This window comes from Wolbachia endosymbiont (group A) of Opomyza germinationis, from assembly GCF_964264765.1.
GTDB lineage: Bacteria > Pseudomonadota > Alphaproteobacteria > Rickettsiales > Anaplasmataceae > Wolbachia > Wolbachia pipientis.
In genome coordinates this window covers 1204366-1225673 of the sequence record NZ_OZ183482.1, presented here as the reverse complement: position 1 = coordinate 1225673, position 21308 = coordinate 1204366, and the positions used below count along the sequence as shown (strand labels likewise).

The window sequence follows — 21308 nt, the reverse complement described above, 5'->3', positions numbered from 1 at the left end:
AGCTTCACTATCATGATAAGGGCGCTGGCGAAGGGTGTCAAGTAAGTTTTTTGTTTCTATTCCCAATGTTATATGGTTATGTAAGAAGTCTAATAGCAAATTTTTAAGTTCCTCTTTAACTCTTTAACCAGCGGGCTCGCATGAGGAGAGGAGAGTAAAGGTCCTCTTCCATAGATATCTTCACACTTTTTTCTTCTTCTGTAGTTGGCGGACGAGTAAGAAAGTGAATCTTTGGTGCGCCACTAATTATTGCCATTGGTGTTTGCTCCGCCCCTTCTCCCATAACTAAAACAGCAGACGTTGCCAGCGCATCAAGAAGATTGACTTGTGTTACTTGCAGTGGTTGATCATAAAGATCTGGCTTGCCTATATAGGAATAAAATGGTTCAAATCCACACCAACCAAGAGCAACGCCCGTAACCCCAAGGCGCATAGGTGTTATGTTACTATCTGTAATCAAAATACCAAGATGTTTTATGCAGTGTTTTGTCTTGAGATAGTTCCATATTGATAGAGCTGTTTTCTGAACATCCTTTGGGTATAAAATATACATTTCATTACCATTTGATTCATCAATACCAGCAGATGGAATTAAGATATTGTCTTTGATTGTTAAATAGATGCCGTAAGAATTATGGTCTACATCAACAATTGCATCAGCTTCTCTTTTGATTAGCTCTTCTTTAGAACAAGCAGTTTTGCAAACCACTTGTTTTTGACAAATAGAAATGATTTTTGATGTGATAGCAAGAACAACTTCCTCTCTTAGCAACTCTGAAACATAGCGATCAAGAACCTGCTCTAATACTTCTCCACATTCAATGCGGTGGGTATAAATTGCTTCAACATGCATATTAACGTGTCAGCTTGCATATAGTATAATCTTTCGTTTTGGTGAGAATAGTTTTATGCCATCCATCAAGAAGTGTTAAGTTGAAATATACATCACCTTTATAGGGTTTGTGAATTTCTGTTATGATAAATTCTGAGATTAGATCATACTCCAAAAAAAGATGCGCTATTTGTGCTCCACCAATCATGAAGACTTTAGAATTACTTTGGATTGACAAAAACTCTTGCATAGAAGAAATAATAGTGCATTTTACTCCTCTGTTAAAACAAGAATTTAATTTGTCACGAGAAAAAACAACAGGGATACGATTCCCTAATATGTCTTGAGGCATAGTTTCAAATGTCTTTCTCCCCATAACAATAACTTGTTTTTCAGTCACCTGACGAAAATGATCTAACTCACTTGGATAATGCCAGGGCAATCCATTATTTATTCCAATTACCCCCTTGGGATCAACAGCCATAATTCCGATAACTATCATCCCTGTAAAGCAGCTTGAGCTACAAAAAATCGCATGTGATCACGCACATTATGCACTCGAAGGAAATCAACCTTGTTGTGTAATACAGATGATGTAGCAATTGTTTCTAAATCTCGGTTAAAGACAGGTTCTGTAGAAAAAGAAGAAATAAATGACTTTCTAGAATGGCCAACCAGAACTTTGCAGCCAAAATTTTGTAACGTTTCTATACTGCGTAAAATCTGGATATTCTGGTACATAGATTTGCCAAAACCAATACCAGGATCAATAATGATCGAGCTTTGATCAAAACCTAGAGCTAGTAATCTATTAATGTTCCTTTCTGCCCAATTATTTATGGTATCAATTGGATCAATGTCACTTGGGATAATGTTGTCACTATGTGGTGGTATGGAGAGTGAATGCATAATAACGATACTACATCCACTGCTAGCAATCGCTTTTAAGGTATTATCATCTAGATCTCCCTTCTGATCGTTTACCCAGGCAATGTTGTAGTGCTCCAAAACATTCAAAATAACATCTGGCCAGAAACTATCAATGCTGACTTTAATGTCACCAACTTTCATATACTGATTGAGATTATCAAGCACTGGTTTTAAGCGTGCATATTCTGCTTTTGGAGTTTGTATTGAGGAGCCAGGTCTTGTTGATTGAGCACCAAGTTCAACTATGCTTGCACCATCTGATAACAGCCGCAGTGCCTGCTTGGTTGCTTGATCTGCATCATAATAAAGACCACCATCTGAAAATGAATCAGGAGTAATATTGACAATACCTACAAGCTCTGGTGAAAGCGTAAAACTCCTTAAAAAGCAATCCTTAATGTTAGGGTTAACAGTACCAAACGTTTTGTTAACTACTGCCATAGGGTTCAGCATTGTCATCAAGTGAAGCAAAAATGGTCTGTTTATCAATTCTGGGTGAGGAATCTTAAGGTAGGGTGTATCAAGTGTCAGGTCATCCCATAACAAAATATCCAAATCAATAACGCGAGGTGCCCATTTTTCATAGACCTGCAGACGGCCAATGTCACATTCAATTTGTTTAAGGCCCTTTAACAGCTCTTCAGGAGAAGAAGAACAACTTCCATACACAACCATATTTAGAAATGGCCTGTCCCACCCAGGTGAAGCATCATTTGGTAAAATAGCCTTAGTTTCCAGAATAATTGAAGATTTTAAATTTTTAAAATAGCGCTCCTGCAGTAACTGAGCAGCCTTTTGTAAATGGGAAAAGCGATTTCCTATATTTGAGCCAACAGAAATGTAAATCATTCTTGCAACGCATTACGATAAGTAAAGAAAACACCTCCATGCACACTGGGGACAGGTGGTGCAACTTTGTGAATAGTTACGCCTATAGAAGAAATAATAAGCTTTTTTTGCATCACAAGGTTATTAATGGTCCTGTATATATCATGAGTTAAATGCTCGATTAAGTTGAATTGCTTGCTTTGAACGAGAGATTGAATACTCTGAACTACCTCCAAGTAGCATATAGTATCCTCAAGCCGGTCAGTTGTAAGTCCTAAAGGGGGGGATTTAAAGGTAAAATCAATATTAACACTAACTAATTGAGAATGATACTTCTCTTCTGCACTATAGCCTAAATGAACCCAAAGCCGTAAGTCAGATATAAGAAGATTACATGCAGACATTGCATTCCAACATCACTGAGTTTAAGCTACTTACAACTACTAACACACGCTAGCATTCATCATTCCATCAAGAAAACCCCACAAGAGCCTTGCTCCCTTTTGAGCACCCTGCATAACTTTATCTTGCTCTTTTTCATCTAGATCTTCAATAAGATTTGCACATTCCTCAGAATGCCATTCATCAGCATGCATATGGACCGTAAAAAATTGAAGAGAACGCTCATCACTTATTGAATAGTGTTTTTTTAAACCTTCAATTTTAGACTTGGAAACCTCTGGAGTTTGACGTTCGTAAGCGTACAAGGCTCCAAGACCTGCTGCAAAACCTGATCTTACAATGTCAAAGTAACCATCAATTAATTCTTGTGTCTCCTTAATCTGTGCACTTTCACGAAGATCAGATCGCGCAACGCCAAGCCCTTCAGCAAAACGTTTCCATAACTCTGGATGATTTTCATCACCTTGTTCCTCTTCTATTAAATTACCAAGTAAAACCTGTCGCATTTTTAGATCTGGGCACAGAAAATGTATACCACTGATGTAACGAGGAAACGCAGCAACATGGTGATAATATTCTTTAGCATAGGTTTGTAAAGCTTGCAAGCTTAAGCTTCCTGTATTCCATGATTGGTAGAATGGATGATTTAGTAAGTGCAATTCATCTAACTTGTTATTTAGAGACTTAGTAAATTCCATCATTTCCCCCATTACATTAATATATAGTTCATATACTATAGCTTTCTCATTGTTACGATCATGCTAACAATGGTGGGATTGGTAGGACTCGAACCTACGGCCAATTCGTTATGAGCGAACTGCTCTAACCGACTGAGCTACAATCCCTTTTATCAATATTTATAATACACACAAAAGCAAATTTGTCTATTAGCTTATTTCACTATCAACCCAACTTAGCAGATCATTTGTTGCACCAATTTTGCGTGCAATTTCCTTACCATCTTGAAATATAATCAAAGTAGGTATAGATTGAACCCCATACTTACTTGGCACTTCAGTCCCTTCATCTATGTCGAACTTGCAGATCTTAATCTTGCCTTTTCTGTCTTTAGCCAACTGTTCAATACGCGGCATTAGACTTTTACATGGCCCACACCATTCTGCCCAAAAATCTACCAGAACAAACCCTTTATAGTCAGTGACTTCAGATTTGAAATTTTGATCATTTACCGGTGTAATATCATCACTCATAAAATACCTAAACTTAAAACGATTGCTTGTAAAATATAGCGTATCTATTAGCAGTTAATCAACTAAATTCTTACCGCAGAGCTTGAAAAATTGCCCTAAAGTGTTTTGCACAAACAAAAAACTTCTATTACATCTGGTGGTTAAAGATATCCACGTTTTCCCAACCCATTAAGTCTAATTCAATACGAGTAGGAAGAAATTCAAAGCACTTTTGGGCCAATTCTTTTCTATTTTCACGCTCCAGCATTAAGTCTAGCTTTTCCTTTATCCTGTGGAGATACAAAACATCAGATGCAGCATAACTTTTTTGTTTGTCTGTTAAATTTTCATTTCCCCAATCAGAAGATTGCTGCTGCTTATTTAGTTTGGTATCAAGCAGCTCTAAGCACAACTCTTTTAAGCTATGATTATCTGTGTAAGTGCGAACTAAACGTGAAGCTATCTTTGTGCAATAGCACGGAAGTGCCCAAGTTTCCAAGTAATAACGTATTATGCTCACATCAAATCGCGCGAAGTGAAATATTTTAGTTATATTTTTATCCTCTAATATTTTTCTTAAATTTGGCGCTGTATAATCGTTCTTGAGTTGAACTAAGTGAGCGTTGCCATCATTAAAAGAGAGCTGCACAAGGCATAATCTATCTCTGCTATGAAGTAGCCCCATTGCCTCGGTATCAACAGCTATAGACCTTATATCATCTGGTATTGAACTAGCTGGCAAGTCGTCTTTATATAAAAATATTCCCATAAAATTAATACATTTTTTGGCACAATTGAAAACCTATGATAATCAAAAATGAGTCTTAAGTATACGAAAAGATCATAGAAGGAACCACGCAAATTTATGGGCTCTCACATTTTTCGTGTACACGGGGTTTACAAATCGCTGTATATGCCTATAATTAAGTAAATTTAGGTTAATTTAATTGCGGGAGTAGCTCAGTTGGTAGAGCGCAACCTTGCCAAGGTTGAGGTCGAGGGTTCGAACCCCTTCTCCCGCTCTTTGCTTTCAAAATCATTTCGTCAAAAATCCCTTGACAAACTCCGCCAGCTCCCTTATCATGATAGTGAAGCTATTGTATTTGCTTTCGCCAATCTGCAGATTAAAAGGTAAGGATTACTTAATGTATCGGCGTCTTATGTTCAATTTTTTGCAGTATATAGATACTGTATGTCTTTACAAAACTTCATCTACATCTAGATTTTTGTCTAAATAAGCTGAACGCGCTTATAAAGCGTTACAAGACATCAAAAAATGCCAATACTCGACAGAGATAGTAAAAGACTAGCTAACTCGGGGATTCTTTGTCTTTTTTTCTGCTTAGTAAATTTCTTAAACGTTTGCAGCATAAGTTAGTTGCAATTAAAAGCAGCTGAACTTCGCTTGTCAAGCGTTTAAAACATAAAAAACGCCAATATTTTAAAGCGGATAATAACCACGGGGCTTCTTTTGCCTTTTTTTTCATTTGGTAAATTTCTTAATGTTTGTGGCTGAACGACAACCGTCATCCCGCTACTTGTTAGCGGGATCTCTTGTTAGCGGCTGAGATACCGCGAATGAATCGCGGTATGACGTAGGACTGCTGTCATTCCAGCGCGTGACGCTGGAATCCAGTTCTTATTACCTGGTGTAAAGTTAAGTTTCCTGGATCCCAGTGTCTGGGCACTGGGATGACAAGAAAGGAGCACTGGGATGACAAGAAAGAGGCTACTTGGATAACAGAAGAAGGAGGCTACTTGGACAACACCCTGACAACCATCATCCCGCTACGTGTTAGCGGGATCTGGAAATACCGCGGCGGTATGACGTAGGACTGCTGTCATTCCAGTCTGGAATCCAAAAAAGGATGATGTCATCCCAGTGCTTGACACTGGGATCCAGCTTCTGTGCAACCTCATCAAAAACATTCATTTAGTATAAACTTTCCATGCTAGTTTGCTTGCTTACAAGCAAACTTTCCTGGATCCCAGTGGGCTTTGTTGCATCGCTCAAGTGAAAAGAACTGGCAGTTACTGACAAAATTCATTATAAATAGCCATTTAACTGTTGAAGAAAAAATATGCCACAAAAAATGAGAGTCAGTAACTGCCATGAATATAACAAATTTCTCCAAGAAAGAGGAAGCATTTTTTGTTATATCAATGACGCCATAGAAAATTGGTACGAGAATTGTCCAAAAATGCAGGGCGGCAACTATATTTATAGTGATAAAGTTGTGATTTTGGTGCATATAATCGTCAGTTTCTTTAGAATTGGTTTAAGACAAACAGTCGGGTTTATAAAAGGGTATTTGCAACAAATAGGAAGAGATTTGCAGCTATTCACAAGCATCAAGAAGGTTTAAGAAACTTAATATTAAGATAAATGATTGCAGAATTGATAAAAATATAGCTCTTTCCATAAAAGTCCGGATGTGATAGGATAAGGGTAGATGATGATAAGGAGGTTGAATGCCAGCAGCATATAGTTATGATTTAAGAAAAAAAGCAATGGAAGCGCTAGACGAAGGAGAAAGCAGAGAAACAGTGGCAGCAAGATTTAAGATTGGACGAACTACTTTATGGGAGTGGCAGCAAAGAAGAAAAGAAACAGGAGACTTTCAATCAAAAAAACTTGGAAATGGGGGTTACAATCACAAAATTACCGACTGGGATACCTTTGCCAAATTTGCCAGAGAACACGGAGGAAAGACTCTATCGGAAATGGCTAAACTTTGGAACAACGTTAGTATCCAAACGATCTATCGAGCCCTTAAAAAAATTGGATTTACGCGCAAAAAAAGACATATGGATACAAGGAAAGAAACGAAGAAAAACGTGCTGAATTTTTGAAAATTATAGCGACAAAAGAACCTAAAAACTTAGTGTATATAGATGAGTCTGGCATTGATAACACCGAACTACGGATATTGCCAGAAAGGACAGCGGTTTTATGCCTTAAAATCTGGAAAGAAAACTCAACGAATCAGTATGGTTGCAGCCTTAAGTGGAAGAAAGATAGTTGTTCCGTTAACCTTTGAAGGCCACTGTAATATGGATGTTTTTAATGGATGGTTTGAGCAATTTTTGACACCGATCTTGGAACCTGGACAGACTGACCTTACCCAGAAAAAGTGGAGAGAAAGAAAGGAGTTTTTTCGGGTAAAATAAAATTTTGGAGGATTAGAAATGGCAAGAGAATATACGGCAGAATTCAAATTGGAAGCTGTTAAACTGGCAAATGAACAAAGAAAGGCAGGTCAAACAATTACAAAAATAGCAAAGGATTTAGGAATAAAGGGTGGTTTATTAGGAAAATGGATAAAGAAACACAACGAAAAAAAGTCGGCAGCAGATGCATTTCCAGGTAGAGGTAACATGGCTCCTTACGACAAAGAGAGGTTTGATTTACAAAGAGAGTTAGCAAGAGTAACAAGGGAAAGAGACATTTAAAAAAAAGCCCTGGCCAGTCAAAAAGAGTAAAATATTTTTTTATAAAAGAGCATAGTAACTGCTATAAAGTACAGGAATTATGTAGGATTTTCTGCTAGTGGCTACTATAAGTGGACCACAAGAAAAATAAGCAGTAGAGAATCAGCAAATAAAGAGCTACTCGCAGCTATTCAAAAAATATATCAAGTTTCTAAATGTAGATATGGAGCTCCTAAAATTCATGCTGAATTGAAGGCTTTGGGTAAAAGTTGCAACTTAAAAACAGTGCAAAGTATTATGCAGAAAAATGGTATTCAGGCTATATTGAGAAGAAAATTTAAAATTAAGAAACAACAAACGGACAGTAGCTCCCAATATATTAGACCAAAACTTTATTGTCGATCAACCAAATAAAGTATGGGATTACTTATATAAAAACCAAAGAAGGATGGCTATATTTGGCAACAATAATCGATCTATATTCACGCATGGTAGTTAATGAGCAGTTCAATAAATAAACAATTGGTTATGGACTCTTTATTAATGGCCGTTAACAAGCGTAAACCTGCCAAAAATCTACTATTACATAGTGATCAAGGTTCACAATATACTTCGCAAGGTTATCAATATCTCTTATCCATAAAAAACATAGATGAGTTATAAAGGTTGTTGTTACGACAATTCTGTTGTGGAAAGCTTCTTCAGTTCTCTAAAAAGGGAGTTACCAATAGACACCTCTCGGCACTCTAAACAGCATATCAAAACTGCTATATTTGAATATATAGAAATTTTTTATAACAAACAACGTCACTATTAACTATTGCATTCCTGAGCATTTTGATTCATCATTCTCTTTGTGAAAAACATTCCAAACTTTCTCTCCACTTTTTCTGGGTAAGGTCAGTCAGCTACTTGGATGACAGGGGAGGGAGGTGCTACCCTGACAATCGTCATCCCGCTACGTGTTAGCGGGATCTAGAGATACCGCGAATGAATCGCGGTATGACGGTCTGCAGCGGTATGACGTAGGGCTGCACTAGCTATATCATGCATTTTATTAACCGACACTATAAACAATATCCTTACAATTATGAGATTGAACCACAACTTGCTCAAGCGTTAAGCTGCTGCGTTTAGCGTCTTTACTGTGATTTTCCCCAAGAACATTTGTTCTTTCTCGTTTTATTTCCTCAATGAATTTCCCATTAACATCTTTAGGATCAATCTCTTCTTCAGAATATATAAGGTTAGTGCAATTTGTTTTTCTATAATAATGCACGCCAAGACATATAATTGATAATGCAAGTATACCAGAACCTATAAGTAATGATAATCCTATGTTATTAGTCAAAGGGTTTTGGTAAAATTTTTGTACACCATTAACACCATGTGTTGCAAGTAGCCCTAGAGGAAACGCTATATTTGCAGCAACTACACCAGTAAATAATGCAGTAAATATTGGTCTGTCGTTAATTACTGATTTTATTTTATTAGTTCTAGTAATTACTTTTTCGTCAATGTTAGTGAAGCCTTGTTTAGCTTCCCAAGCATTAAGTACAAAATTTGAATGAGTGCCATTGCTATATTCCAGTCTTACAGATTTTATAGCTTTATCTTTTGGCTGGTGCTCCAACACCTCAGCTAAAATTTTATCCGCATCTTTTTTTTGAATGGAATGTTCTTCAGTATCTATAAATTGCCTTGTTGCAAAAAATATTGGACCAATTGCAAGCAATGCAGCAAGTGCGATAACTGGTATAGTGATATATTTTGGGCTGTTTGTAAAAAATGCAATAAATTTTGCTTTATCTTGTAAATATAATAAAGCTGCAGATATACTGAGTATAATAGCACTTGCAGTAAAAATTATAAAGCCCTTCTGCTGCATGGAATACTTTGCTCTTGGCAAGAATCTGTTTGTTTTTTTATTTGTTGTGCCACCTACATCAGAATTTAGTGACAAAGACTCTTCAGAGTCATCTGTCTTATATGATGGTGGAGAAGTTGAAGGTACATTGCTAAGTTTGTTACTTGATTCTCTGCTTAACCGTGTTAATGTTTTATCAAGATCATCAGGATCATCAAATACTGTCTCTTGAGAAGGGGATCTGCTTAGAGTTGAATTTTGTGGCACGTCAACATGAGTTTCTTCACCTTTTGTTTCTTCTAGGGAAGGAGGTGATACTTGAGTCTCAAGAGTTAACGGATCTCTTGAATTAGCATTGCTGTTTTTTTTCTCTTTAAATTCTTCCTCTAACAAAGCTTCTAAAGCTGTATTTTCATCATTTTTTTTCGGAGTACTTGTCCTAAGTGCTGGTATTGGTAAAATTCCTGGTGTTATCTCGCCATCTTCACTTATTGATGTGGAAGAAATTAATGTTACTGTTTGTTCTTCATTTACTGGTCCAGGCATATTCACTCCAAAATTAATTACTATGCTGCATTGATTACGCTATAGTTATTAAGATATAGTAAATACCAATTTACGGATAATTATTAGTATAGAAATTGTCTATCAAAGATTCTTTCATTCAGAGGGTAATCTTTGTCAAAAAGCAAAGTTATTGTGTTTTCGTGGTCTTTTTGTATTTTTATCTGTGATATATTATGAAACTCCTTGTAATCTGATACTACAAGTGCTGGACGGTTTTTTGTGTCGTTAATGTCAATTTGTACGATTGTATCGTTTGATATTAACGCTCCATTCCAATGCCTTGGGTAATAGCTATTGATAGAAGTGAGTGCAAGTAAATTTGAATTTAGCGGCAAGATTGGGCCACCGGCAGAGAAGTTGTATGCAGTGCTGCCTGTGGGGGTAGATAATATTACTCCGTCCCCTCTAAATTTTTCTACTTTTAGCTTATCATTAATAGTAATATTCATCTCTACTATTTGGTTCGCTTTTCTAAAAACGTATACTTCGTTTACTGCTATGTAATGATATCTCTTGCCACTTGTGTCTGTTGCTTCCATTTTTAGCAAAGTTAACTGAGTTGAAGTTGCATGCTCTATATGATCAATTAAATCTTCACTGCAGCTAAAGCATTTATTCATCAAAAACCCAACATTGCCAGTGTTTATCCCATACACATGCATGTTTTTATTTTCTATGACGTAATTGTGCAAAGTGCGTAGCATAAAGCCATCACCGCCAACAACTATCAATAGATCGATTTCGGACTTATTTTCTTCTGTTATATTGATAAAATTAAGTTTCTTTAATAGTTTAGATACTTCCTGCGATTTTGGTGATGGAGAAGCAACATAGCCTATATTTTTGTATTTATGCATGCTTCAGTAAACTCTCTAAAACTTAAAGAGGAGGAGAATTAGAAAATGCTTCCATATTTATCGTTAAACTTAGCTAATTTGCTAGTTTTACTTGCTAACCCGCTTGTCAAACTTCCAGTCCATGCAGGGTGAGTAAGAGGATCTCTATCAAGTTTTACCCTATCTCCCTCCTTTCCATAAGTGGAACGAGTTTCAAACTCTTGACCGTCTGTCATAACTATAATAATTTTATGATAATTCATTGTTGTTTATAAACTTTTAGTCAGCTAATATTCTAGTGAACTTAATTCACTAAGTCAATCATTATTCTAAAATATTGACAAAAAATAAATAAAGTAGTATATTTAATAAGGAATAAATAATAACTATCATGATTTTTGCTTTCCCCGGTCAGGGCTCTCAGTTTGTAGGAATGGGAAAGAGCTTATATAGTGAGTTTTCTGTTGCAAGACAAGTATTTAATGAAGTAGATAGCATATTGGATGGAAAGCTGTCTCATTTAATCTTCAACGGTCCTATTGAAGAATTAACCATTACAGAAAACGCTCAGCCAGCTATAATGGCAGTATCAATTGCAATGCTACGTGTTATGGAGCATGTGTTTGGCAAATCTCTTTTCACTGATCACAATGTTAAATATGTTTGTGGGCATTCAGTTGGCGAATATACAGCGCTGTGTGCTGCAGGAGCGTTAACGCTTGAGTCTGCAATCAAGCTGCTGAAAGTTCGCAGCGAAGCAATGCATGAAGCTTCACTGAAATGTAAAGGCGGAATGGTTGCGTTGCTTGGAGCAGAGATAAATGAAGTGGAAGATATATTGAAATCAGTTCAAATTGACGGAATTTGTGAAATTGCAAACGATAACGGTGGCGGACAAGTGGTTATAAGTGGCACTAGAGAAGCTCTTGAAATGTTACCCGATTTATTCAAAAACTCGAGTGTGAGGAAACTAATTAAATTACAGGTTAGTGGGCCTTTTCATTCATCTCTTATGAAACCTGCTGATGAAAAAGTTTTGGAGTTTTTGAAGGGTATTAAAATAACCCGTCCTATAGTTCCTTTGATATCAAATGTTACAGCTAAAGAGGAGAGTGATCCCAAAGTTATAAAAACTTTACTCGCCAAGCAAGTTGTAAGCAGAGTGAAATGGAGAGAAATGGTTTTGTATATGTCAAGCCGTGGCATTAACAAATTTGTTGAAATTGGCCCTAATAAAGTTTTATCTAATTTGGTCAAAAGAATTGACCAATCTATCAGTACAAAAAATATAGATAGTATTGGTGATATTGACAGCTTCTTTAATGAATCATTAGTACTAACAGCGAAAAATTTAAAAGTTGGATTAAGTTAAAACACATCTATTTGATGTCATTCCGGTGCATAACGCTGCCTAGCTGGAATGACAGAGGGTAATGCAAGAAATCAACGAACTGCCTGTCATTTCGTTTGGTTTTTTAATTCCAAGTAGCTGTAAAATAGTAGGGGCAATGTCAGATAACCTTCCGTCTCTTAGTTTTAGATTATCGCAAGACACAATAAATGGCACTTTATTTAGAGTGTGTGCTGTATGAGGTGTATTATTTTCTTCATCGAACATACATTCCACGTTACCATGGTCTGCAGTAACAATTAATGCGGTGTTGCTTGACTTTTTAACAGCATTCAGCACTTTCGCAAGACAATCATCTACAGCTAGCACAGCTTTCTCGGCTGCTTTTATATTACCTGTATGCCCTACCATATCAGGATTAGCGTAATTTACAACTATCAGTGCGAATTCTTGGGAGTGAATTTTTTCTACAAGCTTTTCTGTGAGCTCGAAGGCTGACATTTCGGGCTGCAAATCGTAAGTTTGAACTTTTGGTGAGGGAATGAGTATTCTTTCTTCACCAGAGAAAGGTTCTTCTTTTCCACAATTGAAAAAGAAAGTCACATGAGCGTATTTCTCGGTTTCGGCGATACGTAATTGTCGTAATTTATTGTCTTCTATTGTTTGTCCTAGAGTATCAGCGAAAGAAGTAGGAGGAAAAATATAAGGAATTTTGAGATCTTCTTTATACTTCATCATACTTAAAATTGAAGAGAATTTTGCTACCTTAGCGTAATCTGTTTTGCCAAGCAAAATACTTGCTAATTGTATCATTCGATCAGCACGAAAGTTAGCCAACAGCACTCCATCTTCTGGTTTTATACCTTGATAATCACCTATTACTGCGGGCCTGATAAACTCATCAGTTATGTTATTTTGATAGTTATTCTCAATCAACGATACTGCATTATCATGACAAGGTGCCTTTGCAAATGCGATAGCCTCATAAGCTTCGATTGTTCTCTTCCACCTGTTGTCACGGTCCATAGCATAGTAACGCCCAGAAACAGTAGCAATTCTTGTGTCATTTCCCTTTATACTCTTTGTAAATTCTTGAATGCATTTTTTTCCTGAATTTGGCAATGTGTCTCTGCCATCTAAAAATGCATGTATCACCACTTTTATTCCATGCTGTGATATTTTATTTGCTAAAGTTGAAATATGCTTTTGATGCGAATGAACACCACCATCGGACACCAATCCCATTATATGGCATACTCCGTTCTTACTTTTTAGATCATTAATAAAACTTTGTAGATTTACATTGTTTTCTATTGTTCCAATCTCTTGATTAATGCGCTGAAGGCTTTGTATTACCACTCTACCACTGCCAATATTCATATGGCCAACTTCTGAGTTACCTATTTGACCACCAGGTAACCCCACATCAGCTCCACAGGCGGATAAACTGCATTTTGGATAATTAGAGCTAATATATTGCCAACAGGGTGGATTTGCGTTGCTGATAGCGTTGTATTTATTATTCTCTATTCCATTTCCCCAGCCATCTAGTATACATAAAACCACTGATTTAATGTTCATATAAAATCAACACTAGAATTTCACAGAGAAGAGCTCCCCGGGCCGGATTCGAACCAGCGACCAATTGGTTAACAGCCAACTGCTCTACCACTGAGCTACCGAGGAATAAACCGTTTTTAATTTACCATGTTGAACGTTGGTTGTAAACGTTTTTTGTGTAGACTTTAAGTCCAACTGACCCATAGAAACAAAAAAACTTACTTGACAAACTCCGCCAGCCCTCTTATCATGAGACTGAAGCTATTGTATTTGCTTTCGCCAATCTGCAGATTAAAAGGTAAGGATTACTTAATGTATCGGCGTCTTATGTTCAATTTTTTGCAGTATATAGATACTGTATGTCTTTACAAAACTTCATCTACATCTAGATTTTTATCTAAATAAGCTGAACGCGCTTATAAAGCGTTACAAGACATCAAAAAATGCCAATACTCGACAGAGATAGTAAAAGACTAGCTAACTCGGGGATTCTTTGTCTTTTTTTCTGCTTAGTAAATTTCTTAAACATTTGCAGCGTAGGTTAGTTGCAATTAAAAGCGGCTGAATCTCGCTTGTCAAGCGTTTAAAACATAAAAAACGCCAATATTTTAAAGCGGATAATAACCTCAGGGCTTCTTTTGCCTTTTTTTTCATTTAGTAAATTTCTTAAACATTTATAGCTAAACGACAACCGTCATCCCGCTGCTTGTTAGCGGCTGAGATACCGCGAATGAATCGCGGTATGACGGTTCGCAGAGGCATGACGGTTCGTGGCAGCACGATAAGCTCGTCATCCCGCTACGTGTTAGCGGGATCTCTTGTTAGCGCCGCGGCGGTATATTTGTCATCCCGCTAGCGGGATCTATGTTGAGAGATACCGCGAATGAATCGCGGTATGACGGTTTGTGGCGGTATGACGATAAGACACAAAGCCTAATGGAAAAAACTGCGAACGCCAGTGAAAAACATAGCAATTTTATTTTCATTTGCAGCTTTTATCACATCTTGATCTTTCAGCGAGCCGCCGGGCTGAATTATAGCTGTAATCTCATGTTTTGCACTTTCTACTATGCTATCTGGGAATGGAAAAAATGCATCTGAAGCAAGCACTGCACCTTTACATTTTTCACCTGCTTTTTTCACTGCAATGTTCACACTATCTATTCTGCTTGTTTGCCCTGCACCGATGCCAATAGCACAACCATCTTTTGCTATAACTATTGCGTTGGATTTCACATGCTTACATATTTTCCAGGCAAAAATAAGATCTTTTTTTTCTTTGTCTGTTGCAGTGCATTCTGTTACTTGTTCTGCTTTTATTGTGTGGTCATTATTTTCTTGCACCAAAAACCCACCAACAACATTTTTAGTTTGGTATTTCACATTTTGTTGAAAAGATTTATGAATAATCACTCTTAAATTTTTCTTTCTTTGTAAAATTTTTAGTGCCTCATTGTTTACCGATGGTGCTATCACTACTTCCAAAAATATCTCGTTTAATTTTTCTGCTAGCTTTAAATCTATCTCCCGGTTTAAGGCAACTATACCACCAAAACTGCTTACTTCATCGCACGATAGAGCTTTTTCATATGCCTCCAAAGCATTATTACCAATAGCAGCGCCACATGGGTTATTATGCTTGATTATCACTGCTGCAGGTTCTTCGAATTCAGAAGTTATGTTAAGTGCGGATTCTATATCTACTATATTATTATAACTCAACTCTTTTCCATGTAGTTTTTCCAACGGATATTCTGTAAATTGATTACTATAAAATGCAGCTTTTTGATGGGGATTTTCACCATACCTGAGTTCTTGTACTTTATGCCCGTATAGAGCAAAAAACTCTGGTAACTCATTATTTTTACTCTGGGATAAAAACCAACTGTGAATATTAGAATCGTAGTGTGCAGTGAGAGCAAATGCTTTGGTTGCTAAGTGTTTTCTATATTCCAATGTTGTTTTATTGTTATTTTCTATCATCTCAGCTTTCAGTGCTTCATAGTCTTGAATGCTAGAAATAACTGAAGTAAAACGAAAGTTTTTTGCTGCAGCTCTAATTAACGCCACTCCGCCGATATCAATTTGTTCTATAATTTGCTCTTCATTTGAGCCGCTACTTACTGTCTCCCAAAATGGGTATAGGTTAGTTATAAGCAGTTCTATTGGCTCAATACCTAGATTTTGTATTTCCGTTTTGTGTTTTTCTCTATTGCAAAGTATGCCTCCATGAATTTTAGGGTGTAAAGTTTTTACTCTACCACCCAGTATCTCTGGAAATTGTGTGTAATCTGAGACCTCTTGTGTTTTTATTCCTGCACTAGATAGCACTTTATAAGTATTGCCCGTTGAAAGAATTTCTATTTGTTGCTGCGTTAAAAACGATGCAAGATCAATTATATTCGTTTTATCGTATACTGATATTAAAGCTCTTTTTATTTTCATTTTTATATGGAAAGTTTTTTAAGATTATATCTAAGAAAAGGAAATTTAGCTATTACATTTCTACACTAATTTAAAGCAGCCTATTCTATAAATTTTTTTACCATGCTTGATTTCAAGCCACGAATAAAATCTTCAATACTGCAAGGATTTCTCCCTTCCATTTGTACAACTTTAGGAATTAAAGTGCCACCTTTTAAACTTATGTGCATATTATCGTTAACAATCTTACCTTGTTCTGAAGCGAGAGCTTCAAAGTCAGCATCAAGTATCCTGATACGTTTATTTTCTATCTTAATGAATGCTTTTGGGTAAAACGCTTTAACTTTTCTATAAGCAACTTCACAAGCATCACTTGCATAAATTTTATAGTCTTCCACTTTGTCAGCGTAACATGCATCGTTATCGTTCTGTTTTAAGGGAAGCTGTTTTTCAATTTCGTTTAGCACTTTCAGCAGTAAATCACTGCCTAGCTTAGATAATTTATCATGCAATGTCTTGTAATTATCGTTCTTTTCGATAAGAAATTTTTCCTGTTTTAAAATAGTGCCGGAATCTAATCCTTCATCCAATTGCATAATGCTAACCCCGGTTTCTTGATCTCCTGCTAAAATTGTGTGCTGTATCGGGGCTGCACCACGCCACCTTGGTAGTAATGAAGGATGAATATTAATACAACCATATTTAGGAATATTCAAAATTTCTCTTGGAAGTATCAATCCATACGCGGCAACAACCGCAACGTCTGGCTTGAAATTTCTAAATTTTTCTTGCTCTGCCGAGAACTTTAGAGAGATAGGAGTACATACCTCTATGTTACTTTCTTCAGCGATAACATGTACTGGAGATTTCGTTGGCTTCTGTCCACGCCCCGAAGGTTTTGGAGCCTTGGTGTATACTGCCACCACTTCGCTCTTTGATTTCAGTAACAAGCTCAGAGAATTAACAGCAAATCCTGGTGATCCCATGAAAATAATTCTCATGGTGTTTTTGCTTTAAGAATTCTCCGCTAATTTACCACTTACAGTTTCTACTAATTTGGCAAAATCATCCTTATAATTAACTGCCATCTCAGCAAGAATTTTTCTATTTAAATCAATGCCGGCAAGTGTAAGACCATGCATAAACCTACCATAAGTAAGCCCATGCTCTCTTGCTGCTGCATTAATACGTATTATCCATAAGCTACGGAAATCACGTTTACGGGTTCTTCTGTCTCTGTAAGCATATTGCAGTGCTTTTTCAACTCTTTGTAATGCAATTCTATAACAGCTTTTTGCACGCCCTCTATAACCCTTTGCCAGTTTCAATATTTTTTTATGACGAGCGTGAGTAGTGACTCCACGTTTTACCCGAGCCATTTTATTTTACCTCCATTTTGTTAAATACCGTAAGGCATATGAAGCTTAACTATACGCGAGTCAGATTTACCAAGAATCGTTGTACCGCGCTGATTACGAATATTAGATTTACTTCTCTTTACCATGCCATGCCTTTTGCCTGACTGAGTAGAAATAACTTTACCCTTAGCTGTAAGGTGAAAGCGCTTTTTCACAGAAGATTTGGTTTTTAATTTTATTTTCTTCATATTCCAAATAAATTTACAAGCACTACTATTGAGTTCTTTAATAGTAATTAAGCATTAGTATAAATAATTTTATTAAAGAATCAAATTAAAATTGTATATTAAAGGAGTTTAAAAGTAATTACGCCCAATATGTGTGTTATACCTTCTTTATTCCCAAGTGGCAACAATACTTGCCTCATTTTAACACTTTCACTTTCTTCCTCTTCATTGATCGGGCATTTACTCTCTATTACAGTATCAAGTTTATCAATAACTGCATCTATTTTATATAGTCGCAAAAATGGTGCATCAATTGCATACTTATTATCAATGCGCGTCTTTTTCTCAAAACCATAGAATTCAACAGCCTTTTCTCCTGCATTTTCACAAATATAACCTTGATCCTTGACTTCAATGACAAAACAATGCTGCCATGATTCCATTATTTCTGCAGTGTCTATTTCATGCCTTTCTGGCCAATCTCTGTCTGATCCTTTTATGTCATTCCAGTGTTGAGTCACCACATTTGCTATTCTTTTTTCTTTGCCTACATAAATTTCCATTCCAATTTCCACATATAAAACACAGATATGAGGTAAATTTATCGTGAATATATTGATTTTTTCTTACCACAAGGTGCATGTCACTAGAAGTTCTGAGATCTAGAGAGTGGTATTGATTTTATTTCCATTACAACTTATTATTTATAGATAACCTCAATAAAAACGATGAAGCTAAACGAAATCAGAGAAAGATTTATAAAATTTTTTGTAAATAATGACCACGAGCAGGTTTCTTCTTCTCCTTTGATTCCAGAACATGACCCAACGCTCATGTTCACAAATGCTGGTATGGTGCAGTTTAAAAATATTTTTACTGGTGCTCAAAAAACTGAAATGAAACGTGCTGTCTCAAGTCAAAAGTGCCTAAGAGCAGGCGGTAAACACAATGATCTGGAAAATGTTGGCTATACAACTCGGCATCACACATTTTTTGAAATGCTCGGAAATTTTAGCTTCGGTGATTACTTTAAGGAAACTGCGATAGAATTTGCGTGGGAATTTATCACTAAAGAGTTATCTCTTGATAAAAACAGACTATCCATAACCGTCTACCATACTGATGATGAGGCGTACGAGATTTGGCGTAAGATAAGTGGCTTTTCAAGTGATAAAATCATAAGAATTACAACGGATGATAACTTTTGGAGTATGGGAAGCACTGGTCCGTGCGGTCCATGTTCTGAAATTTTTTATGACCATGGGAGTCCTAATTTACAAGAGGGCGATAGAATTGTTGAAATCTGGAATCTGGTATTCATGGAGTTTAACAAAGATGAAGAAGGTAATTTACACAAATTGCCAAAAAAATGCATCGATACTGGAATGGGCCTTGAAAGAATAGCGGCTGTTATGCAAAACGTCCATGATAACTATGATATTGATCTATTTTCTGCTCTGATAAGTAAATCACAAGAGTACTGTGGAAGAACGGAAAATAAAATAGCGCATAAGATCATAGCAGATCATCTTCGCGCGGCTGCATTTCTCATCGCAGAAGGAGTGCTTCCTGGAAATGAGGGCAGGAATTACGTATTACGCAGATTAATTAGGAGAGCCACACGTTATATTCACCTGCTTGGATATAATGATTCCCTACTCCATCGTATTTTTCCAGTGTTGATAGATAGCACGAGTTCGGCTTATATGGGAGCTGAATTAGTCAGAGCTAAAAGCTTAATAGAAACGACGTTAAAATCAGAGGAAGAAAACTTTAAAGACACTTTGATGAAAGGTATCAATCTCCTGGAGAAATTCACTACAGATTTAAAATCGGGCGATACTTTGCCTGGAGAATCAGCGTTTAAGCTATATGACACCTACGGATTTCCTTTGGATATTACACTTGATATTTTAAAAGAGAAAAAAATAAATTTTGACCAGAAGGGTTTTGATGATGCAATGGGAGAACAAAAAGAGAGAGCACGTGCTAAATGGGCTGGATCTGGTGAAAAATCTGTTGAGCAAGTATGGTTTGATTTGATCAATAAATTTGGCAAAACAAAATTTGTTGGTTATGAGTTCAATGAAGTAAGTGATGCGAAAATACTAGCTATAGTTTCCTCTAAAAATGAAGTAATTGATTCTGCAAAGGAGGGAGAAAAGATAACCATTATACTTGATAAAACACCTTTTTATGGCGAGTCAGGTGGACAAGTGGGAGATACTGGCAGTCTGATCAAATCTGATAGAAGTATTATTATAGTCGAGAATACCAATAAGGTTAATGACCTATATTTGCACAGATGCATAGTTAAGTTCGGTTCAATTTGTAAAGGTAACACAGTTGCAGCAAGCATTGACAAGGAAAGAAGGCAAACCTTAAGAAGAAATCATTCAGCTACACATCTTCTGCACTTTACACTCAGAAAAATTCTAGGTGATCATGTCACTCAAAAAGGTTCCCTAGTTGCACCAGATAGACTGAGATTCGACTTCAGCCATAACACTCAAATGACTCAAGATCAGTTGTTTTGGGTAGAGGATATGGTAAACTCTCTAATCAGAGAAAATCTTTCCGCATCTACAAAAATTCAAAGCATGAATCAGGCAATAGACGAAGGAGCTATGGCGTTATTCGGTGAAAAATATGGCAACCAAGTAAGAGTAGTGAAGATTGGAGATTCAAGGGAACTGTGTGGTGGCACACACGTTGAACATACTGGAGAAATTGGTTTGTTTAAGATAGTAACAGAGAGTTCTGTTGCTTTTGGAGTGAGGAGAATTGAAGCTTTAACTGGTCAGGAAGCAATCAATTATGTACGTGATAATGAAATTAACTTAAAAAAAGTTGCAGAATTCGTAAAAGCGCCAGTGAGTGAAATAACAAGCAGATTAAGTATTTTAAGTCAAGAACACAAAAAATCCGAAACCAAAATAAAAAACCTATATAAAAAGCTTGTGAGTGCAGAGAATATAAAAAGCACCGAAATAAATGGAATAAATTTTATAAGCCACACTTTCACTGATATTCCAGCAAATGTAATAAGAGAGTTTGTTTTGCAGCAACAAAAACCAAAAACGGTAATAGCTTTTACGGCAACAGAAAAAGATAAAACAGTCTTGATTATTAAAGTAAGTAAAGACTTAATCAATAAGATTAGCGCAAAAGAACTAATATCCATAGCAGTTAAAAAGAACTGTGGTGGGAATGCTGAACTTGCACAAACAGGCTGTGATAGCAATAAAATAGATGATGCCATTACAGCCATTTATAGCAAAATAACAGCTTCTAAGCACTCTACGTCATACCACCACGAACCGTCATACCGCCGCGGCGCTAACAAGCAGTGGGATACTTAACCATCGTCTACACCGTCATACCGCGATTCATTCGCGGTATCTCTTAGCCGCTAACAAGAGATCCCGCTAACAAGCAGCGGGATGACGAATTACTATGCCGCCGCGAACCGTCATACCGTTGCAAACCGTCATACCGCGATTC

The 21308-nt window shown here is 36.6% G+C and carries 24 protein-coding genes, 3 tRNA genes and 1 pseudogene; 9 read left to right on the top strand and 19 right to left on the bottom strand.

Features of this window, described 5'->3' with window-relative positions:
• Window positions 1-115: 115 nt before the first annotated feature.
• The 8 genes from ACFEL3_RS06105 to ACFEL3_RS06070 form a co-directional block, all read right to left on the bottom strand.
• Entirely contained in the window at window positions 116-853 is a 738-nt protein-coding gene (locus ACFEL3_RS06105) for a putative folate metabolism gamma-glutamate ligase (protein WP_010081866.1), read from the bottom strand.
• Window position 854: 1 nt separating this feature from the next.
• Window positions 855-1334: a dihydrofolate reductase gene (locus tag ACFEL3_RS06100; protein ID WP_038199174.1), complete on the bottom strand. Its 480-nt coding sequence runs from the start codon at window positions 1332-1334 to the stop codon at window positions 855-857.
• Window positions 1331-2611: a dihydropteroate synthase gene (gene folP / locus ACFEL3_RS06095; protein WP_138317886.1), complete on the bottom strand. Its 1281-nt coding sequence runs from the start codon at window positions 2609-2611 to the stop codon at window positions 1331-1333. Before folP ends, ACFEL3_RS06100 begins: the two co-directional genes overlap by 4 nt.
• Window positions 2608-2994, bottom strand: coding sequence for a dihydroneopterin aldolase (locus ACFEL3_RS06090; protein WP_007548841.1), 387 nt, complete (start codon window positions 2992-2994; stop codon window positions 2608-2610). The genes folP and ACFEL3_RS06090 overlap by 4 nt, the downstream gene beginning before the upstream one ends.
• 39 nt (window positions 2995-3033) lie before the next feature.
• Entirely contained in the window at window positions 3034-3690 is a 657-nt protein-coding gene (locus tag ACFEL3_RS06085) for a CADD family putative folate metabolism protein (protein ID WP_022626367.1), read from the bottom strand.
• Window positions 3691-3760: 70 nt separating this feature from the next.
• A tRNA-Ile gene (locus ACFEL3_RS06080) sits at window positions 3761-3837 on the bottom strand.
• A gap of 42 nt (window positions 3838-3879) precedes the next feature.
• Entirely contained in the window at window positions 3880-4203 is a 324-nt protein-coding gene (trxA, locus tag ACFEL3_RS06075) for a thioredoxin (protein ID WP_010962901.1), read from the bottom strand.
• Between the two features lie 127 nt (window positions 4204-4330).
• The gene (locus ACFEL3_RS06070) at window positions 4331-4951 is read right to left on the bottom strand and encodes a ribonuclease D (RefSeq protein ID WP_010962900.1); all 621 of its coding nucleotides are present in this window, start codon (window positions 4949-4951) and stop codon (window positions 4331-4333) included.
• Between the two features lie 180 nt (window positions 4952-5131).
• On the opposite strand from ACFEL3_RS06070, the gene ACFEL3_RS06065 reads away from it, so the two are divergent.
• Window positions 5132-5204 (top strand) — tRNA-Gly (locus tag ACFEL3_RS06065).
• Between the two features lie 930 nt (window positions 5205-6134).
• Here ACFEL3_RS06065 and ACFEL3_RS06060 read toward each other — a convergent pair.
• A complete protein-coding gene (locus ACFEL3_RS06060; RefSeq protein ID WP_156768666.1) occupies window positions 6135-6434 on the bottom strand; it encodes a hypothetical protein in 300 nt (99 codons plus the stop codon).
• On the opposite strand from ACFEL3_RS06060, the gene ACFEL3_RS06055 reads away from it, so the two are divergent.
• The 6 genes and pseudogenes from ACFEL3_RS06055 (at window position 6330) to ACFEL3_RS06030 (ending at window position 8431) form a co-directional block, all read left to right on the top strand.
• Window positions 6330-6548 carry a transposase gene (locus ACFEL3_RS06055; RefSeq protein ID WP_375316784.1) on the top strand — a complete coding sequence of 73 codons (219 nt, stop codon included), beginning with the start codon at window positions 6330-6332 and terminating at the stop codon, window positions 6546-6548. The genes ACFEL3_RS06060 and ACFEL3_RS06055 overlap by 105 nt on opposite strands.
• A gap of 106 nt (window positions 6549-6654) precedes the next feature.
• Window positions 6655-7299 (top strand): annotated as a pseudogene (locus ACFEL3_RS06050) (IS630 family transposase); the annotation flags it as partial.
• A gap of 72 nt (window positions 7300-7371) precedes the next feature.
• On the top strand, window positions 7372-7635 hold the full coding sequence (locus ACFEL3_RS06045) for a transposase (protein ID WP_010082386.1): 264 nt from the start codon (window positions 7372-7374) through the stop codon (window positions 7633-7635).
• A 51-nt stretch (window positions 7636-7686) separates the two neighbouring features.
• Window positions 7687-8028 (top strand): IS3 family transposase, encoded by a 342-nt coding sequence (locus ACFEL3_RS06040; RefSeq protein ID WP_081420820.1) that lies wholly within the window; start codon window positions 7687-7689, stop codon window positions 8026-8028.
• Between the two features lie 114 nt (window positions 8029-8142).
• Entirely contained in the window at window positions 8143-8277 is a 135-nt protein-coding gene (locus tag ACFEL3_RS06035) for a hypothetical protein (protein WP_375316743.1), read from the top strand.
• Complete coding sequence (locus ACFEL3_RS06030) at window positions 8267-8431, top strand: IS3 family transposase (protein WP_080717620.1); 165 nt, start codon at window positions 8267-8269, stop codon at window positions 8429-8431. The genes ACFEL3_RS06035 and ACFEL3_RS06030 overlap by 11 nt, the downstream gene beginning before the upstream one ends.
• Before the next feature lie 240 nt (window positions 8432-8671).
• Here the strand turns inward: ACFEL3_RS06030 and ACFEL3_RS06025 are convergent, their stop codons facing one another.
• The 3 genes from ACFEL3_RS06025 to rpmE all read right to left on the bottom strand — a co-directional run bounded on the left by ACFEL3_RS06025 (window position 8672) and on the right by rpmE (window position 11147).
• Window positions 8672-10027: a hypothetical protein gene (locus ACFEL3_RS06025; RefSeq protein ID WP_070356931.1), complete on the bottom strand. Its 1356-nt coding sequence runs from the start codon at window positions 10025-10027 to the stop codon at window positions 8672-8674.
• A gap of 83 nt (window positions 10028-10110) precedes the next feature.
• A complete protein-coding gene (locus ACFEL3_RS06020; protein ID WP_070356930.1) occupies window positions 10111-10905 on the bottom strand; it encodes an NAD kinase in 795 nt (264 codons plus the stop codon).
• Window positions 10906-10943: 38 nt separating this feature from the next.
• Window positions 10944-11147 carry a 50S ribosomal protein L31 gene (rpmE, locus tag ACFEL3_RS06015; protein ID WP_007548602.1) on the bottom strand — a complete coding sequence of 68 codons (204 nt, stop codon included), beginning with the start codon at window positions 11145-11147 and terminating at the stop codon, window positions 10944-10946.
• Between the two features lie 128 nt (window positions 11148-11275).
• On the opposite strand from rpmE, the gene fabD reads away from it, so the two are divergent.
• Window positions 11276-12256 (top strand): ACP S-malonyltransferase, encoded by a 981-nt coding sequence (fabD, locus tag ACFEL3_RS06010; RefSeq protein ID WP_038199165.1) that lies wholly within the window; start codon window positions 11276-11278, stop codon window positions 12254-12256.
• Between the two features lie 39 nt (window positions 12257-12295).
• Here fabD and gpmI read toward each other — a convergent pair whose 3' ends face one another.
• The 7 genes from gpmI to ACFEL3_RS05975 form a co-directional block, all read right to left on the bottom strand.
• A complete protein-coding gene (gene gpmI / locus ACFEL3_RS06005) occupies window positions 12296-13816 on the bottom strand; it encodes a 2,3-bisphosphoglycerate-independent phosphoglycerate mutase (RefSeq protein WP_010082408.1) in 1521 nt (506 codons plus the stop codon).
• 33 nt (window positions 13817-13849) lie between these two features.
• Window positions 13850-13921: transfer RNA gene (locus ACFEL3_RS06000), tRNA-Asn, on the bottom strand.
• A gap of 807 nt (window positions 13922-14728) precedes the next feature.
• Complete coding sequence (purH, locus tag ACFEL3_RS05995; protein WP_010082407.1) at window positions 14729-16240, bottom strand: bifunctional phosphoribosylaminoimidazolecarboxamide formyltransferase/IMP cyclohydrolase; 1512 nt, start codon at window positions 16238-16240, stop codon at window positions 14729-14731.
• An 80-nt stretch (window positions 16241-16320) separates the two neighbouring features.
• Entirely contained in the window at window positions 16321-17220 is a 900-nt protein-coding gene (fmt, locus tag ACFEL3_RS05990; protein WP_010962892.1) for a methionyl-tRNA formyltransferase, read from the bottom strand.
• Window positions 17221-17232: 12 nt separating this feature from the next.
• Window positions 17233-17598: a 50S ribosomal protein L20 gene (gene rplT / locus ACFEL3_RS05985; RefSeq protein ID WP_006279340.1), complete on the bottom strand. Its 366-nt coding sequence runs from the start codon at window positions 17596-17598 to the stop codon at window positions 17233-17235.
• Between the two features lie 20 nt (window positions 17599-17618).
• Window positions 17619-17825: a 50S ribosomal protein L35 gene (gene rpmI, locus ACFEL3_RS05980; protein WP_007548610.1), complete on the bottom strand. Its 207-nt coding sequence runs from the start codon at window positions 17823-17825 to the stop codon at window positions 17619-17621.
• Between the two features lie 98 nt (window positions 17826-17923).
• Window positions 17924-18367 carry a PAS domain-containing protein gene (locus ACFEL3_RS05975; protein WP_010962890.1) on the bottom strand — a complete coding sequence of 148 codons (444 nt, stop codon included), beginning with the start codon at window positions 18365-18367 and terminating at the stop codon, window positions 17924-17926.
• 165 nt (window positions 18368-18532) lie between these two features.
• Between ACFEL3_RS05975 and alaS the strand changes: the two genes are divergently transcribed.
• Window positions 18533-21166 carry an alanine--tRNA ligase gene (gene alaS, locus ACFEL3_RS05970; protein WP_265039583.1) on the top strand — a complete coding sequence of 878 codons (2634 nt, stop codon included), beginning with the start codon at window positions 18533-18535 and terminating at the stop codon, window positions 21164-21166.
• The last annotated feature ends 142 nt before the right edge of the window (window positions 21167-21308 follow it).